The organism is Chitinimonas sp. BJYL2, from assembly GCF_027257935.1.
Taxonomy (GTDB): Bacteria; Pseudomonadota; Gammaproteobacteria; order Burkholderiales; family Chitinimonadaceae; genus Chitinimonas.
Window position 1 is genome coordinate 149,698 of record NZ_JANZKW010000004.1, and the last position, 15,917, is coordinate 165,614.

Annotated in this window: 13 protein-coding genes; 10 read left to right on the forward strand and 3 right to left on the reverse strand. The window is 55.4% G+C overall.

Annotated features, from left to right (window positions below; translation table 11 throughout):
• Window positions 1-158: 158 nt before the first annotated feature.
• Complete coding sequence (gene acnB, locus O9X62_RS12735) at window positions 159-2,750, reverse strand: bifunctional aconitate hydratase 2/2-methylisocitrate dehydratase (RefSeq protein ID WP_269533269.1); 2,592 nt, start codon at window positions 2,748-2,750, stop codon at window positions 159-161.
• 240 nt (window positions 2,751-2,990) lie between these two features.
• Here acnB and gcvA point away from each other — a divergent pair, with 240 nt between their 5' ends.
• Window positions 2,991-3,902 carry a transcriptional regulator GcvA gene (gcvA, locus tag O9X62_RS12740; RefSeq protein WP_269533270.1) on the forward strand — a complete coding sequence of 304 codons (912 nt, stop codon included), beginning with the start codon at window positions 2,991-2,993 and terminating at the stop codon, window positions 3,900-3,902.
• A gap of 159 nt (window positions 3,903-4,061) precedes the next feature.
• Entirely contained in the window at window positions 4,062-6,767 is a 2,706-nt protein-coding gene (gene acnA / locus O9X62_RS12745; protein WP_269533271.1) for an aconitate hydratase AcnA, read from the forward strand.
• A 137-nt stretch (window positions 6,768-6,904) separates the two neighbouring features.
• Here acnA and O9X62_RS12750 read toward each other — a convergent pair whose 3' ends face one another.
• Window positions 6,905-7,882, reverse strand: a complete 978-nt coding sequence (locus tag O9X62_RS12750; RefSeq protein ID WP_269533272.1) for an integron integrase — start codon at window positions 7,880-7,882, stop codon at window positions 6,905-6,907.
• A 149-nt stretch (window positions 7,883-8,031) separates the two neighbouring features.
• Between O9X62_RS12750 and O9X62_RS12755 the strand changes: the two genes are divergently transcribed.
• The 7 genes from O9X62_RS12755 (at window position 8,032) to O9X62_RS12785 (ending at window position 13,689) form a co-directional block, all read left to right on the forward strand.
• The gene (locus tag O9X62_RS12755) at window positions 8,032-8,316 is read left to right on the forward strand and encodes a hypothetical protein (RefSeq protein WP_269533273.1); all 285 of its coding nucleotides are present in this window, start codon (window positions 8,032-8,034) and stop codon (window positions 8,314-8,316) included.
• A 119-nt stretch (window positions 8,317-8,435) separates the two neighbouring features.
• On the forward strand, window positions 8,436-9,131 hold the full coding sequence (locus tag O9X62_RS12760) for an SLATT domain-containing protein (RefSeq protein ID WP_269533274.1): 696 nt from the start codon (window positions 8,436-8,438) through the stop codon (window positions 9,129-9,131).
• A 605-nt stretch (window positions 9,132-9,736) separates the two neighbouring features.
• Window positions 9,737-10,051 carry a hypothetical protein gene (locus tag O9X62_RS12765; RefSeq protein WP_269533275.1) on the forward strand — a complete coding sequence of 105 codons (315 nt, stop codon included), beginning with the start codon at window positions 9,737-9,739 and terminating at the stop codon, window positions 10,049-10,051.
• A gap of 132 nt (window positions 10,052-10,183) precedes the next feature.
• Entirely contained in the window at window positions 10,184-10,417 is a 234-nt protein-coding gene (locus O9X62_RS12770) for a hypothetical protein (RefSeq protein WP_269533276.1), read from the forward strand.
• Between the two features lie 112 nt (window positions 10,418-10,529).
• A complete protein-coding gene (locus tag O9X62_RS12775; protein ID WP_269533277.1) occupies window positions 10,530-11,498 on the forward strand; it encodes a hypothetical protein in 969 nt (322 codons plus the stop codon).
• 619 nt (window positions 11,499-12,117) lie between these two features.
• Window positions 12,118-12,468, forward strand: a complete 351-nt coding sequence (locus O9X62_RS12780; protein ID WP_269533278.1) for a hypothetical protein — start codon at window positions 12,118-12,120, stop codon at window positions 12,466-12,468.
• Between the two features lie 660 nt (window positions 12,469-13,128).
• Window positions 13,129-13,689 (forward strand): hypothetical protein, encoded by a 561-nt coding sequence (locus tag O9X62_RS12785; RefSeq protein WP_269533279.1) that lies wholly within the window; start codon window positions 13,129-13,131, stop codon window positions 13,687-13,689.
• A 618-nt stretch (window positions 13,690-14,307) separates the two neighbouring features.
• Here the strand turns inward: O9X62_RS12785 and O9X62_RS12790 are convergent.
• A complete protein-coding gene (locus O9X62_RS12790; RefSeq protein ID WP_269533280.1) occupies window positions 14,308-14,850 on the reverse strand; it encodes a dihydrofolate reductase family protein in 543 nt (180 codons plus the stop codon).
• Between the two features lie 128 nt (window positions 14,851-14,978).
• Between O9X62_RS12790 and O9X62_RS12795 the strand changes: the two genes are divergently transcribed.
• Complete coding sequence (locus tag O9X62_RS12795; RefSeq protein ID WP_269533281.1) at window positions 14,979-15,893, forward strand: hypothetical protein; 915 nt, start codon at window positions 14,979-14,981, stop codon at window positions 15,891-15,893.
• Window positions 15,894-15,917: the final 24 nt, after the last annotated feature.

Genomic DNA, 15,917 nt, shown 5'->3' on the forward strand with positions numbered 1-15,917 from the left:
TACACGCACTCGACTTAGGATTCAGAGTCATCGCATCCACAAGCCAGGTGAGATCTACAAAGTAAAAGGCCTCGCGAAGTGCGAGGCCCAGTAAAAACTATTGGGGGTATCTTTGGGGGTATCGCTACAGACCATCAAAGATACCGACCTCACAAAACCTAGACTTTTACAGTATCCGCGACGTCCTGGTAGTCCTTGATTTCATTGAAGTTCATGTACTTGTAGACCTGCGCTGACTTGGCGGTCAGCACGCCCATATCGGCCATGTACTCTTCCTTGGTCGGAATACGACCGAGCTTGGAGCAGATGGCAGCCAGTTCGGCCGAACCCAAGTACACGTTGGAGTTCTTGCCCAGACGGTTGGGGAAGTTACGGGTCGAAGTGGACATGACCGTTGCGCCTTCCTTCACCTGTGCCTGATTACCCATGCACAACGAGCAGCCCGGCATTTCCATGCGGGCACCGGCGGTGCCGAAGGTGCCGTAGTGGCCTTCGTTGGTCAGTTGCTCGGCGTCCATCTTGGTCGGCGGTGCCACCCACAGCTTGACCGGGATGTCGCGCTTGCCTTCCAGCAGCGTGGATGCGGCACGGAAGTGACCGATATTGGTCATGCACGAACCGATGAACACTTCGTCGATCTTGGCGCCAGCCACTTCGGACAGGGTTTTCACATCGTCCGGGTCGTTCGGGCAGGCCACGATAGGCTCATGGATGTCAGCCAGATCGATCTCGATCACGGCGGCGTACTCGGCATCGGTATCGCCCTTGAGCAGTTCAGGCTTGGCGATCCAGGCCTCCATGGCCTTGATGCGGCGTTCCAGCGTGCGGGCATCCTGGTAGCCGTTGGCGATCATGTTCTTCATGAGCGTGATGTTCGACGTCATGTATTCAATGATCGGTGCCTTATCAAGGTGCACCGTGCAACCCGCAGCCGAGCGTTCGGCCGAGGCATCGCTCAGTTCAAATGCCTGCTCCACCTTCAGATCGGGCAGACCTTCAATTTCCAGAATGCGGCCGGAGAACACGTTCTTCTTGCCAGCCTTGGCTACGGTCAAGAGGCCCGCCTTGATGGCGTACAGCGGAATGGCGTTGACCAGATCGCGCAGGGTGACGCCGGGCTGCATCTTGCCCTTGAAGCGCACCAGCACCGATTCGGGCATGTCCAGCGGCATCACGCCGGTAGCAGCAGCAAAGGCCACCAGACCGGAACCGGCCGGGAAGGAGATACCAATCGGGAAACGGGTGTGGGAGTCACCGCCGGTACCCACGGTATCGGGCAGCAGCAGACGGTTCAGCCAGGAGTGGATCACGCCATCGCCGGGGCGTAGCGCAACGCCGCCACGGGTGCTGATAAAGGCGGGCAGCTCCTTGTGCATCTTCACGTCCACAGGCTTGGGGTAAGCAGCGGTGTGGCAGAACGATTGCATGACCATGTCGGCGCTGAAACCCAGACAAGCCAGGTCCTTCAGTTCGTCGCGCGTCATCGGGCCGGTGGTGTCTTGCGAACCCACGGTGGTCATCTTCGGCTCGCAGTAGGTACCAGGACGTACGCCCTGGCCTTCGGGCAGACCGCAGGCGCGGCCCACCATCTTCTGCGCCAGCGAGAAACCCTTGCCGCTATCAACCGGCGCCTTGGGCAGACGGAATTCGGTACTGGCGGGCAGACCCAGCGCTTCACGCGCCTTGGCGGTCAGGCCACGGCCGATGATCAGGTTGATACGGCCACCGGCGCGCACTTCATCCAGGATCACATCGGACTTGAGCTTGAACTCGGCCACCACGGTGCCATTCTTCTCGATCTTGCCCTCATAGGGATAGACATCGATCACATCGCCCATTTCGAGCTTGGAGACATCGACTTCAATCGGCAGCGAGCCGGAATCTTCCTGCGTGTTGAAGAAGATCGGCGCAATCTTGCCGCCCAGCGTTACGCCGCCAAAACGCTTGTTCGGCACGTAAGGAATATCCTGACCCGTGGCCCAGACCACCGAATTGGTGGCGGACTTACGGCTGGAACCGGTACCGACCACGTCACCTACATAAGCAACCAAGTGGCCCTTTTTCTTCAGGTCGTCAATGAACTGCATCGGGCCGCGCTTGCCATCTTCTTCAGGCTTGAAGGCTGCATCGGGACGCGTGTTTTTGAGCATGGCTAGGTAGTGCAGCGGAATGTCCGGGCGCGACCAGGCATCCGGTGCGGGCGACAGGTCATCGGTATTGGTCTCACCGGGCACCTTGAACACGGTGACGGTGATCTTCTTGTCCACTTCAGGACGGCTCTTGAACCACTCGGCATCCGCCCAGCTTTGCAGTACGGCCTTGGCATTGGCATTGCCCTTGTCGGCCAGGGCCTTCACATCATGGAAGAAGTCGAAGACCAGCAGGGTTTTCTTCAGCCCCTCGGCAGCAATCCCGCCTACCTCGGCGTCGCCAAGCAGATCAATCATCGGTTTGACGTTGTAACCACCCACCATGGTGCCCAGCAGCTTGGTCGCGAGTGCACGGTCAATCAGCGGGCTCTTCACACTGCCCTCGGCCACGGCAGCCAGGAAAGATGCCTTCACCTTGGCAGCATCGTCCACACCCGGCGGAACGCGGTAAGTAATCAGGTCAACCAGCGTCTGCTCTTCACCCTTGGGCGGATTCTTCAGCAGTTCGACCAGATCGGCGACTTGCTGTGCGTTCAGCGGCAGCGGGGGAATCCCCAGGGCTGCGCGTTCGGCTACGTGCTGGCGGTAGGCTTCTAACATGGCGATGACCTTTGCTTGCGGTTGCGTGTAATCGGGAAGCGCCGGGGCCGTCATCCAGCCTGGCGGCTAGTCGGCAAACCCTGCAGAACAGGCCTATTTTAGCTGGCAGATCAGTCACTTGCTGATCCGGCTTGCGGGACCAGTCTGTCGGCACTTCTTCTAGGTGCTCGCAGATTACCGCCATGCACAGCAATGCACAAACGAGTAATCGAGACAGTATCTGTGAGTTAAACTCACATAATGACCGCCACCCTCCCCCCGCTGAATGCCCTGCGTGCTTTTGAGGCTGCAGCAAGGCTTGAGAGCTTTTCCGCTGCTGCCGGTGAGCTGTTTGTCACCCACGGCGCTGTGAGCAAACAGATTAAGCAACTCGAAGACTGGCTGGGTGTGCCTTTGTTTGAGCGCAGCGGCGGTCGGGTCAAACTGACCGAAGTCGGCTGGCGTTATCTGGTGCAGGTGCAAGATGGTCTCGACATCATCGCCAACGCCACGGCGCAGCTCAGGCAGCCAGACCGGCAGCGCCGCATCGTCATCAACTCCATCCCCACATTCGCCATGTTCTGGCTGTTACCACGCCTGGGTGAATTCCAGCGTGAACACCCCGATATCGAACTACGGCTGATGACCAGCGACCGGGATATCTCGCGGCTGGATGCGCCTTTCGATCTCGCCATCCGCCGCGGCCCCGGCGATTGGCCCGGTCATGTCAGCAAGCCTTTTCTCGAAGAGCGCGAGCTACCGCTGTGCGCGCCCAGCCTGCTGGAGCGTTTGCCCATTCACACCCCGCAGGATCTCGCCCAGCACACCCTGCTGCAAGCCGATACCCGCCCCACGGCCTGGCAGCGTTGGCTCACGTTGGCCGGCGTGCCAGAACTCAAGCCTGCTGCCACTCAGCAATTCGGCCACTTCTACCTGGCCTTGCGCGCGGCCATGAACGGCCTCGGCGTGGTGCTTGGTCCGCTGCCGATGATGCAGGCCGAACTGGACGCTGGCACGCTGGTCGCCCCACTGCAGGAACCCAGTGTGGTGGTACGCGGCTATTGCTGGATCACCCCCCGCGCTGCCACCCATGATCCCACGATCCATGTACTCACCCGCTGGCTGGAGCAACAGGCCAGCCACACCGGGCTTTCCGGCACCGCCACCCCCTGAACGGCCACCGTCATCGGGCGACCGCCATGCAGCCACGCAATGACCCAGCCTGCTTGCATCCTGCGCGACTTGGGTAAAGATTAGACACATGGCCGAGCCGGCATCACCCCGCTCGGCCGCTTCATCCGGATAGCCCTTGTCTCGGGCGGGAGCATTGCCATGCTGCACAATCTGCACGACACCCTGCGTACCCTGCCCCTGCCAGATGGCCGGCAACTGCATTACTACAGCCTGCCCGCACTGGAGGCAGCCGGCATCGGCCCGGTCAGCCAGCTGCCGGTATCGATCCGGCTCATCCTCGAATCCGTACTCCGGCATTGTGATGGCAAGAGGGTATCGGCTGAGCAAGTCGAGCAGCTCGCCAATTGGCAAGCCAATGCCACCCGCGTGGATGAAATCCCGTTCGTGGTTGCCCGGGTCGTGCTTCAGGATTTCACGGGCGTTCCCTTGCTGGCCGATCTGGCAGCGATGCGCGATGTCGCTGCAAAGCTGGGCAAAGACCCCAAGATCATCGAACCCTTGGTGCCGGTAGACCTCGTAGTCGACCACTCGGTGATGATCGACTATTTTGGCAACCCCAATGCCTTGCGCATGAACATGGAGCTCGAATTCCTGCGAAATCACGAACGCTATCAGTTCATGAAATGGGGCATGCAGGCCTTCGATACCTTCAAGGTCGTTCCTCCCGGTATCGGCATCGTTCATCAGGTCAACCTTGAACACCTGTTCCGCGGCGTCCAGATCCGCGACGGGGTGGCCTTCCCCGATACGCTGGTGGGCACCGACAGCCACACCACCATGATCAATGGCGTGGGTGTCGTCGGCTGGGGCGTCGGCGGTATCGAAGCCGAGGCCGCCATGCTGGGCCAGCCGGTGTACCTGCTCACACCCGACGTCGTTGGCGTTGAGTTGACTGGCACCCTGCGCGAAGGCATCACCGCCACCGATCTGGTGCTCACGGTCACCGAACTGCTCCGGCGCGAAAAAGTGGTAGGGAAGTTTGTCGAGTTCTTCGGCGAAGGCGCCGCCAGTCTCACGGTGGTAGACCGCGCTACGCTGGGCAACATGGCACCGGAATACGGCGCCACCATGGGCTTTTTTCCCGTGGACGATCAAACCGTCGCTTATCTGCGGGCAACAGGGCGAGACGAGGCCGAAATCGCTGCCTTTGAAGCGTACTTCAAGGCACAGGGGCTGTTCGGCATGCCGCGCGCTGGCGAAATCCGCTACTCCAAACCACTGCAACTTGACCTGAGCACCATCGTACCCAGCCTGGCCGGGCCCAAACGCCCTCAAGACCGCATTGCCTTGCCCGATATGCGCGCTCGCTTTGAACACCTGTTTGCCGCGCCGGGCAGCGATAACGGCTTCAACAAACCCGCCGCAGAGATGGCACAGCGACACCCCAGCGGCCTCCCAGGCATCGACCTTGGCCACGGCGACATCCTGATTGCGGCCATCACCAGCTGCACCAATACATCAAACCCCGGCGTGCTGCTGGCGGCAGGCCTGCTTGCCAAGCACGCTGTCGAAAAAGGCCTGCGCGTACACCCGCGAATCAAAACCAGCTTCGCCCCTGGCTCACGCGTCGTCACCGAGTACCTTCAACGAGCGGGACTCCAAAGCTATCTGGATCAGCTCGGATTCAACATCGCGGCTTATGGCTGCACCACCTGCATCGGCAATGCAGGCGATCTACCGGCGCCAATCAACGAAGCCATCACCCGGCTTGATCTGATTTGCGCGGCTGTACTCAGCGGCAACCGCAATTTCGAAGCTCGTATCCACCCGAACCTGCGCGCCAACTACCTGGCCAGTCCGCCGCTGGTCGTGGCGTTTGCCTTGGCTGGACGAGTGAATATCGATCTGGACAAGGAGGCGCTCGGTCTCGGCCATGATGGCCAGCCGGTCTACCTGCGAGATATCTGGCCTCATAGCCAGGAGATTGGCCGGCTGATGCACCATGCCATGAATCCCGCACTATTTCGCGATCGCTACCGCGATTTCACGCGCGATCATGATCTCTGGAATACCATTCCGGCGCCGTCCGGCCAAGTCTATAACTGGCCCAGCTCCACCTATATCGCCCGCCCGCCCTTCTTCGACAGCTTCACGCTACAGCCGGACCCTATCGGTGAAATCCACGGCGCACGTGCCCTGATGCTGCTCGGCGACTCGGTCACGACCGACCACATCAGCCCGGCAGGTTCATTCCGCGACACCACCCCAGCGGGCCAGTATCTGATCAACCATGGCGTAGCCCAAGCCAACTTCAATAGCTACGGCAGCCGACGCGGTAACCACGAAATCATGCTCCGCGGCACCTTTGCCAATGTCAGGTTGCGGAATCAGATGCTGCCACCCAATCCCGATGGCAGCCCGATCGAGGGCGGATACACCTTGATGGACGGAGAGCAGCTCACCATCTACGACGCCGCAATGCGCCATCAGCAACGCAACACCCCCACCCTGATCTTCGCCGGCGAAGAATACGGCACCGGTTCAAGCCGTGACTGGGCCGCCAAAGGCACGCAACTACTCGGCGTCCGTGCAGTCATCGCACGCAGCTACGAACGCATCCACCGTGCCAACCTCGTCGGCATGGGAGTACTACCCTTGCAGTTCAAGGGCGCAGAGAGTCACCAACATCTCGGTCTGCGTGGCGACGAAACCTTCAGCATCCTGGGCATCCACGACAACCTCCAAGCCCAGCAAAACCTTACGCTCCGAATCACCCGATCCGACGGTCGCAGCCAGGATGTGTCCTTGCTATGCCGCATCGACACCCCCATTGAAGTCGAGTACTACCGACACGGCGGCATCCTGCCATTCGTGCTTCGCACACTCATCCGTCAAGCCGCCTGATTACCTGCGCCACTCGCAACACCCACATCGGATTCGGGACAGAAGGCAGAAAATCAGCATTGTTCACCCATATGGGTGATGACCTGACCATGCAGTCCGGGTAGCTTGCGCCCCATATGGCCTACCCATATTCCCACTCACGCAGGCGACAAGGCGTCCAGCGGACTCAATACTCCTCGCCCGCCGCGATTGAGCACATGCGTATAAATCATCGTTGTGCGCACATCGCTGTGGCCAAGGAGTTCCTGCACCGTGCGAATGTCATACCCATTCTGCAGCAGGTGTGTCGCAAACGAGTGCCGCAAAGTATGCGGAGATACCGGCTTGGCAATACCCGACCGCCGCGCCGCAGCCCGTACAGCCCGTTGCACCTGCTGATCGCTTACATGGTGACGACGAATCACACCACTTCGCGGATCCTCGGACGGCCTGTCAGCGGGAAATACATACTGCCACCCCCACTCCCGGCCCGCCTTGGGGTACTTCAACGACAAAGCGTTAGGCAGATACACCGGCGCAAACCCCTTGTTAGCATCATCCGCAAACAGCTGCGCCACCCGCTGCAGATGCAACTGCAACAATGGAACAACCTTCTGCGGCAGAACCGTGATGCGATCACGCGCGCCCTTGCCATCCCTCACCACAATCTGCCCCGCCTCAAAATCCACATCCTTGACCCGCAGCCGGCAAGCCTCAAGCAAGCGCAATCCGGCACCGTAGAGCAGATCCCCAATCAAAGCATTCGTACCAGTCAGGTTGTTGAGAACCGTCTGCACCTCATACTCGCTCAGCACCGTCGGCAGCCGTTTGGGAATCTTGGCGGACTCCACATCAGACAACCAAGGCAACTCCATTCCCAACACAGCGCGATACAGAAACAACAACGCCGACTTGGCCTGATTCTGTGTAGCCGCAGCAACATTCCGGTCCGCCACCAAATGGTTCAGAAACGCCTCAATCTCGTCCTTGCCCATCTCCTGCGGATGCCGCTTGCCATGAAACAGAATGAACTGCTTGATCCAGCCCAGATAGGCTTCCTCAGTACGGATACTGAAATGCTTCAGACGAATACGCTGACGAACCAGCTCAAGCAGCCTTGGCGGATTGGTTTCCATGACGTATTTTCCCGTAGCTGTAGGATACCTAACATGCTAGACCACACAGCTAAGCCTCGCCTCACCATAGAGCCGCGTGACGTTAGGCATCACGCCGACGTGATTTATCACGTCAAATAGGACTTCTACTTAACGTTAGAGCTCTCCACATGGAACGCGTCAAAGGTTTATCTACAGCCCCCACCGAACTCGACGTATTGCAGGAAATTGCGAGGGTCGCCACACGGACAGCGCTAGAAGCCTATGAACCAATTCCTAGCGAGTGGGAGAGAAACCTAACACTCGGCACCTTATTTGATGGTGACGACAGGATATTTGAGCTTTACATAGCAGCAGAGAAACCAGCCGACGCAATAGTCATCAGCTCAGCTCGCGTAAATAGAAAAACAAAAGCAGTTGCCGTTACCATAACTAATTTACGCCACAAGGATTAGGAACGTGCGCTCTAACCTTTCGGTCAACGTGACAGCCCAAAGCTACGCTTTGGGTTCCCTCCGCTGCTTCGCAGCTCTGGCTGCACGTTACCTCCAACGTTAGCCATCAGGAGTAGTAATTGAGAGCACATGTCATTACATTCTTTTGCTGGTTATTTTCACTGAATCCCAAAGAACGCCCGCCTAAAGATGCGGCTGAGAAACTGCAAATGAGCATGCGCGTAACTGCAAAGTGCAGATACAACTCAGCCGTAAGGCTCCAAAAACAGTCAAAATTTGCGTTCTTTGCCACAACAGCACTTTCGCTAGGATTAATATTTATTCCGTTGATGCAAACAGCAAACATTCCTCTGGCATACCCAGCCAATGTTCTTGGTGTTTTACAAATATTTCTCGCCGTTGCATCGCTTGTATATTCAGTTGTTATTGGAACCGCCCGCTATGAGGTAAGGGCGGAAAACCTAACGGAATGTGGCGACAAACTTAAAGAGCTTATTCGCTCAATTGATAATGACAGAGCATCAGAAACCCCTCCTGGAAAGCTGGAAATATCCGACTATCACAAGAGGTACTCTGACATTGTCACCGATACAGAAAACCATGATCGCTCAGACTATTGGCTGGCGATGCTTGAAATGGATCGTGACTATTTTATCACTGGCATACCACGTTTTATTATGTGGTCAAAGTCCTTGACATTCCGCCTCATTCCCTATGGCGTCCCATTGTTAATGATGTTGGTTGTAGCCATTTTGATAACAGATATGTTACACATATCAGAAATCTTTACCGATTATCTCGTTCCAAAAAAATAGAGATGGCTAACCTTTCGGTCAACGTGACGGCCCAAAGCTACGCTTTGGGTTCCCTCCATGCCTGCGGCATTCCGGCCGCACGTTACCTCCAACGTTAGAGCGTACTGCCGAACCTATGAGCTATCGTCGCTACCACAGAAAACGCTCCATGGCAGGTGAGCTATTAGCTGATACAGCTTTCATAGCCAACCGTCTTTCCTGGAAAGGTGCTGCCATCTTGGGCACCATTCAATTTGTGATCTTCTATTGGTTGTTACCCACGTGGCTTACTAACCAACTAGAGTCTATGCACGGTAATATGTTTCGCCCCATAGTCGAAGCAGTTTTTGCAAAACGAATACATTGGCTTCAATGGTTAGCCATAGCACTTGCTCTTGTCTGTATGTTCATCGGCATTTGGAACTACTTCGCCTCAGATCGATTTAGCCGCCATGGTGAAAACAATGTTAATTTCCTTAGTCGTATGTTGGCGCGATGGCTCGACTAATCCATATTCAAACCATACGCTCTAACCTTTCGGTCAACGTGACGGCCCAAAGCTGCGCTTTGGGTTCCCTCCATGCCTGCGGCATTCCGGCCGCACGTTACCTCCAACGTTAGCCACCATGAACGATCCGCAGCTGTGGAAGCAATGGAAAGTCACTGAATCGCTCTTAGTGAGCGCCAAGCGGCGCTTGCTAGAGGCAGCGCCACATCTAAATCAGGAAGATGCAACCGCGCTTGCTCAATACGAAAACTTCATTCAACACAATGAATTCGGCTTGGCGCTGGACACGCTAGCAGAGGTTGGAAGTGAATACCCTTGCAGAGGCAGCTTCTGGCGTGACTTGGAACGAGCTGCAGAGGCCATGCAGCTCACCGAGCGAGCTACTGAGTTTCGTCAAAACTTCATTTCCACATTGCGGGGTAACGGTGGCTAACCTTTCGGTCAACGTGACGGCCCAAAGCTGGGCTTTGGGTTCCCTCCATGCCTGCGGCATTCCGGCCGCACGTTACCTCCAACGTTAGGCGCTTCTCTAAACACCCACCGACATTCATATAAATTAGAGCGCATGAATAAATCAAAAATTGCCAAAGAATCTCTTGCCCTTCAGCTATTCTTCATGGCTCTAGGGTTTGGGATTTTTATTGGTTTTCTCGCCGCAGAGGCAAGCATAAAAATTTTTGGCGTATCTTTGGCCAACTCATACACATTCATATTCATTCCGATAGTCGCACTTTCGATTTTATTCTTACCAAAGATAGCGCGAAAGGAAATTGCGGATGCCAATTCAAAATCTCTATAAATTGGCCGCCCCTAACCTTTCGGTCAACGTGACGGCCCAAAGCTGCGCTTTGGGTTCCCTCCACGCCTGCGGCGTTCCGGCCGCACGTTACCTCCAACGTTAGGTTTCGCCAATGGTCAGTGATTTCAGCGTAACCAAGTTTTTGAAATGGACCATGCTAGGTGTGGGCCTAGCATTCTTAGGTTATGCCGCAACAATAATTTATCTAACTTGGCCAATCTCAGAGTTTACGATTGCAAAATCTGGAACTTTTGGTGATAGCTTTGGGGCATTAACATCGTTGTTCTCTGGCCTTGGCGTCGCTGGTCTTTTGGCAACTATATTTCTGCAACGAGAAGAACTAAAACTAAACCGAAAAGAGCTTGAAGAAACAAGAAAGGAGATTCAGCTTCAAAACCAAACCTTTCACAGAGCAAGGTTTGAGGATGCCTTCTATCAGATGTTGACTCTATATAAAGAAAACCTTAGGGAACTATCCATCAGGCCCCATAGTGAACACAGTGAACGGATATACGGGATAGAAGCAATTAGCTATCTACTAACAAAATTTGACAAAGCCTGGGGCAAGCACAATCTTCGCACTCTTCCTAGCGAAGAGAAAAGCAGAAACGAATATTTATACATATTATGCTCAACAATACAGTCGGTATTCGGTAAGCAAACCAGATATGTTGAAACTCTTTCAAGCATGCTGGTGCTAATTGAGGATGAGTCCACACCTTACGGAAGCAAGGAAACCTATTGGAGAGTACTTGTTTCTCAGCTAACAGTTTACGAAGTAAAATACCTATTCTATCAAGCACTTATTTCACCGGAATTTTCTCCTTTACGTAACATGATGTTACATTCCTCTTCGCTACAAAATAGGTTAGCAACCCTAACCATACCAGACCATCATCGAAATAGTTTTGAAATCATTTGGGGCATAGCTTTGCCCAAGCGTCGAAATGCATTCACCTCACCACTCACACCGTCCCAAATAAAATCCGCACGAAAATCAATTCAAAATAAGCGGAAAGAGCAAATAGAGGTAGACAAGAAGAAACCCCATGAGGATCTACTTAATGACGCAGAAACCTAACCTTTCGGTCAACGTGACGGCCCAAAGCTGCGCTTTGGGTTCCCTCCACGCCTGCGGCGTTCCGGCCGCACGTTACCTCCAACGTTAGGCACTCGCAAAATGGATGAGCGTTCGGAAATTGAACCAGCGCCACTCTCTCGCTGGATAACACTGCCTCTTGGATTAGTGCTTACACCATTCACTTTTCTTTGTGCATTCGGAAGCTCTACACTTTTATATGCGCCAAACGTACCTCCCACGTTCGCGAGCATCACGATTAGCAGCATATTCTTCATCGGCAGCCTGTGGGTCTTTTACCTCTCACTTCGATTGGTTTTCGTAAATCCCAAGGGCAAGTCTAGCTTTATAAACCCAACCGGTCTTAGAGCGTTTGGCCTTGTTTTTGCTCTAATTCCAATCGTATCGCTAGTCACAGGCTCCTTCTGGGATCGCCCTTTTGTATATGGCATCATGAGTATTATTTACTTTGGCGTCACAATGAAATTATTTTCGATTGCCAAAATTCGGGAGAAAAGTGCCTAACCTTTCAGTCAACCTGACCGCCCAAAGCTGCGCTTTGGGTTCCCTCCATGCCTCCGGCATTCCGGCGGCAGGTTACTTCCAACGTTAGGGTTTATGCGTGACTCGCGCCAAGCTAGCATTGCTAACAGTGATAACTCTTATCATAGGGTTTGTTGCCGGGGTGATCGCTGACAATAAATTCATGGTTGCCAAGAATAATGTCGCACTAGAAACCAGGCTTATTAGCGACGTGAAAGTTCGGCTTCATTTAATGAGGCTTCTAAGAAATTCAGAAAGCAAAGCCGCTTGGGAGTTTATGGCAACGCTAAACGATGGCGACATTGAGGCACTCAGACTCATAGCTGCAACCTCTAGCTCCCCTGAGAAAATAGATCAAACCCTTAAGCAAGCAATCGCCGAGCAGAGAATATCCATGAAAGAGAGCGGGAATGAAACACGTACACCCTAACCTTTCAGTCAACCGGACCGCCCAAAGCTGCGCTTTGGGTTCCCTCCGTGCCTCTGGCACTCCGGCGGCCCGTTACTTCCAACGTTAGGCACTGATGACATTTCATACGCTATCTCCCCATGAAGCAGACTCATTGCGCACTTCGGTTTGTAAAGCATGGGAGTGGTCGGGCTACTACTTCTTTCCGTTGCATCCAACTACCAGAACAGATGTCTTGGCATTTGATTCAGACTTGCTTGAACCTCTACTACCAGAAGAGGTTTTCCAAAAGCTCATAGAAAGTCTTGAAAGCAAAAAAGTTAGTGTTTGGCGGGAACATGATCCATCCTTGATTACAAAAGCCGCCGACTATGATTTTTGTTACGGGTATTCAGAAAGTTTCGCAGTAGATTCTGAGAATAGCTGGATCGTATATTGGTCACACGAAGGAACGATCACTTTCGGCGGGGTAGCTCTAATTGAAAGAATTAAATGTGCAGTCCCAAACTGGCAAACCGCACTCTGTAGTTGGGCAAGTGCCTAACCTTTCGGTCAACGTGACGGCCCAAAGCTGCGCTTTGGGTTCCCTCCACGCCTGCGGCGTTCCGGCCGCACGTTACCTCCAACGTTAGCCCTTGGCAACCTATAGCCCACGCCCACTAAATCGCGGAGTCAAATTCAATGTCAAACATTACGATCAAACTAGCACGTCCACATGTTGAAGAGTTGTTGGGACGATTCGAAAATCTTATTGGAAAAGACTTCCCCGGCTACCGCAACCACATCTACCGCACAATTACATACGCAATGCATTTTCTGGAAAATGCTGAAGAGTATGAGCGGATTGTGGAAGCAGCATTCGTATACCACGACATTGGTCTCTGGACAGATCGCGAGTTGGCCTACCTAGAGCCATCCGAGGCCATGGCAATTGCCGATAACGAAAAATTCGGATGGGGGCTGGACCCTGAAATACTGCGCGGCGCGATCCACTGGCACCACAAGATTTTCCCCTATAGTGGGCCTCATCAAAGAATCATCGAAGCCTGCCGTAAGGCGGACTGGATTGATGCATCAAAAGGCATACTCCGCAAGGGCATAAGCAAGGCAGCAATCAAAGAGGTCGAGGCGGCGTTCCCCAACTTGGGTTTCCACGACACATTGCTGCGCCTTGCGAAGGACTATGGGGGTTCAACGCTCGTCGGTGGTATCAAGGTGACGCTAGGCATTGTTAAATGGTAATCTCAGCCAGAGTTCGGGCTAACAATTCATTCAAGTCGACGCCGCTTCGCGGCGCGGCTTAATTCGCACGTTAGACCTCTTATGATGGAATCACGGCTCCTAAAGTCAGCTGCCCTGAGCCTGTTAGGCGCTTGGGCTTTATTCCTGCTCATCCTGGTTTCGGGTCAACTCCGCTGGGGTAACAGGTTGCTATGGTTGCCGCCTGTAATGTTCGCTGCTGCGTTCGGTCTGGCCGATGCGAGTTGGGAATATGAGGAACGGCGGGCGCCCATTCTGATCGTGATCGTTGCTGCTATCGCCAACCTGATACTGTACGCAACGGGCTATGCTTTTCTGTTCTTGTACTCGATTCCCAATCGATGAGCCGAGCAATTGGTCTGGGCGAACGCCGCTTTGCGGTTTGATTTGCAATACCTGTTAACCATGGCGCGAACTGCGGTGACGCATCACGTCGCGAACCGATACTGATCTCGCTTGGCTTTGGACAATAGGCACCATGCGCGAGTCTGTCGCCTTGGTTGTGGGGCATATTCATGCCCATCCCGCCTGCAGCTCTCGCAATCCCCACTCTCTGAAGATTGTCTTCAAACACCCGCTACTGTGCAGCGACTCAAGCTGCTAGCTTGGTACCGCATGCATTGGGGATTTGCGTGCCCGTTCATACCGCACTTGCACCAGGCCGGTTTCGTAGCTAACGGTTTCAACCAAGCTCAACCGCCGGCTTGAATCGGTATTTGGGAACAGTGGGATGCCACTACCCAGTATGAGCGGGTGGATGGAGACGATGAATTCGTCGATCAGATCATGCTCCAGGCAGGTCTTGATCAGCGCGGCACCCCCTACGAGCCAGAGTTTGCCGCCCTCGCCATGTTTGAGCTGGCTGATGAAGCCGGCAACGGGTTCGGCGACAGCCTCCACGCCGGGCGCATCCAGCGTGAGTGGGCGACTTGTGAAGACATAGGCGTGCTTGTCGGGATAGGGGTACTCGCCGAAGGTCAGTGTCTGGTCGTAAGTGCGGCGGCCCAGCAGGATGGCATCGACCGAGTCGTAGAACACTTGATAGCCGTAATCCTGATCGGTAAACAGCCAGTCCACGCCACCATCGGGGCGGGCAATGTAGCCATCGAGGCTGGAGGCGATGAACAGCACCAGTTTGCGCATGATCGGGTCCTTCATGGACGGGTATAGCCCTCAGTCTAGCCGAGTCACCGCACGATAACGTCTTGTACCCCGGCAGCACAGCACGGACAATACGCGCCCCGCCATGCCCATCCCGGAGATCTGCAGCCATGCTGCTCGCGCTGAGAATCGAAGTCGATCACCTTGCTGCCCTGCGCACGCTGCCCGCACTGGCGGCTTTGTTGCAGGAGCATGGCGCCGATGCGAGTTTTTTTGTGAGCCTGGGGCCAGATCGCAGTGGCTTGCGCAGCCAGCCGGTATTCGGGGTCGGTAGCCATCGTCAGCAGCAGCGGCTCAATCGCCGCCTCGCCGGGCCGCACGGTCTGGCACGCTTCTATGGTCGCGGCCTGCCTGCGCCCGAACTAGGCAAACGCGGCATCGACGCGATCAAGGTGCTGCAGCAGATCGGCTATGAGCTGGGCATGGGCGCAGGGGATGCCGCAGGCTGGATACGCGATCTGCCCACTCAGGCACAGGATTGGGCGGAGCAGGTACTCAAGCGCAGTCACTACAGCTTTGAAGACCTGCTGGGAACTGCGCCGACGTCAATGGCCCTGCCCGGCTGGCGTTGCAACCGCGCGGCCTTGCGCACCGCGCAGCGCCTGGGCCTGTGTTACAGCAGCGACACCCGAGGCTCACATCCTTACCTGCCGGTGGTGGACGGCGAACCAGTACGTGTCGTGCAGCTGCCCACCACCCTGCCCACGCTGGGCGAGCTGGGTGGGCGCGCAGGTGCGGAAGACCAGGCCGTGATCGCTACGCTGCTGGCGGCGGCCGGCAATGGCGCCAGCAGCCATGTGTTCACCGTCCAGGCTGGTCGCGATACCGGCAAGGCCTTGCCGCTACTGGGGCAGGTATTTGCCGCCTGGCGCGCCGCCGGCATGGAGTTGGTGTCGTTGCGTCGGCTGTACGAAAGCCTTGATGCCACACAGCTGCCGCGACATGCCGTGGAACAGCAGCCTTGGGCGGGCTACGCACGCAATCTGGCCGTTCAAGGCGCTGCCTTTCCGGGAAAGATGGCCTGATGCTTGCTTGGGGTGGTGTACCAC

Coding starts and splice junctions, on each gene's coding strand:
- O9X62_RS12795 (WP_269533281.1), top strand. CDS start 14,979: ATGCTGCTCGCGCTGAGAATCGAAGTCGATCACCTTGCTGCCCTGCGC.
- O9X62_RS12790 (WP_269533280.1), bottom strand. CDS start 14,850: ATGCGCAAACTGGTGCTGTTCATCGCCTCCAGCCTCGATGGCTACATT.
- gcvA (WP_269533270.1), top strand. CDS start 2,991: ATGACCGCCACCCTCCCCCCGCTGAATGCCCTGCGTGCTTTTGAGGCT.
- O9X62_RS12755 (WP_269533273.1), top strand. CDS start 8,032: ATGGAACGCGTCAAAGGTTTATCTACAGCCCCCACCGAACTCGACGTA.
- O9X62_RS12785 (WP_269533279.1), top strand. CDS start 13,129: ATGTCAAACATTACGATCAAACTAGCACGTCCACATGTTGAAGAGTTG.
- O9X62_RS12765 (WP_269533275.1), top strand. CDS start 9,737: ATGAACGATCCGCAGCTGTGGAAGCAATGGAAAGTCACTGAATCGCTC.
- acnB (WP_269533269.1), bottom strand. CDS start 2,750: ATGTTAGAAGCCTACCGCCAGCACGTAGCCGAACGCGCAGCCCTGGGG.
- acnA (WP_269533271.1), top strand. CDS start 4,062: ATGCTGCACAATCTGCACGACACCCTGCGTACCCTGCCCCTGCCAGAT.
- O9X62_RS12775 (WP_269533277.1), top strand. CDS start 10,530: ATGGTCAGTGATTTCAGCGTAACCAAGTTTTTGAAATGGACCATGCTA.
- O9X62_RS12750 (WP_269533272.1), bottom strand. CDS start 7,882: ATGGAAACCAATCCGCCAAGGCTGCTTGAGCTGGTTCGTCAGCGTATT.
- O9X62_RS12770 (WP_269533276.1), top strand. CDS start 10,184: ATGAATAAATCAAAAATTGCCAAAGAATCTCTTGCCCTTCAGCTATTC.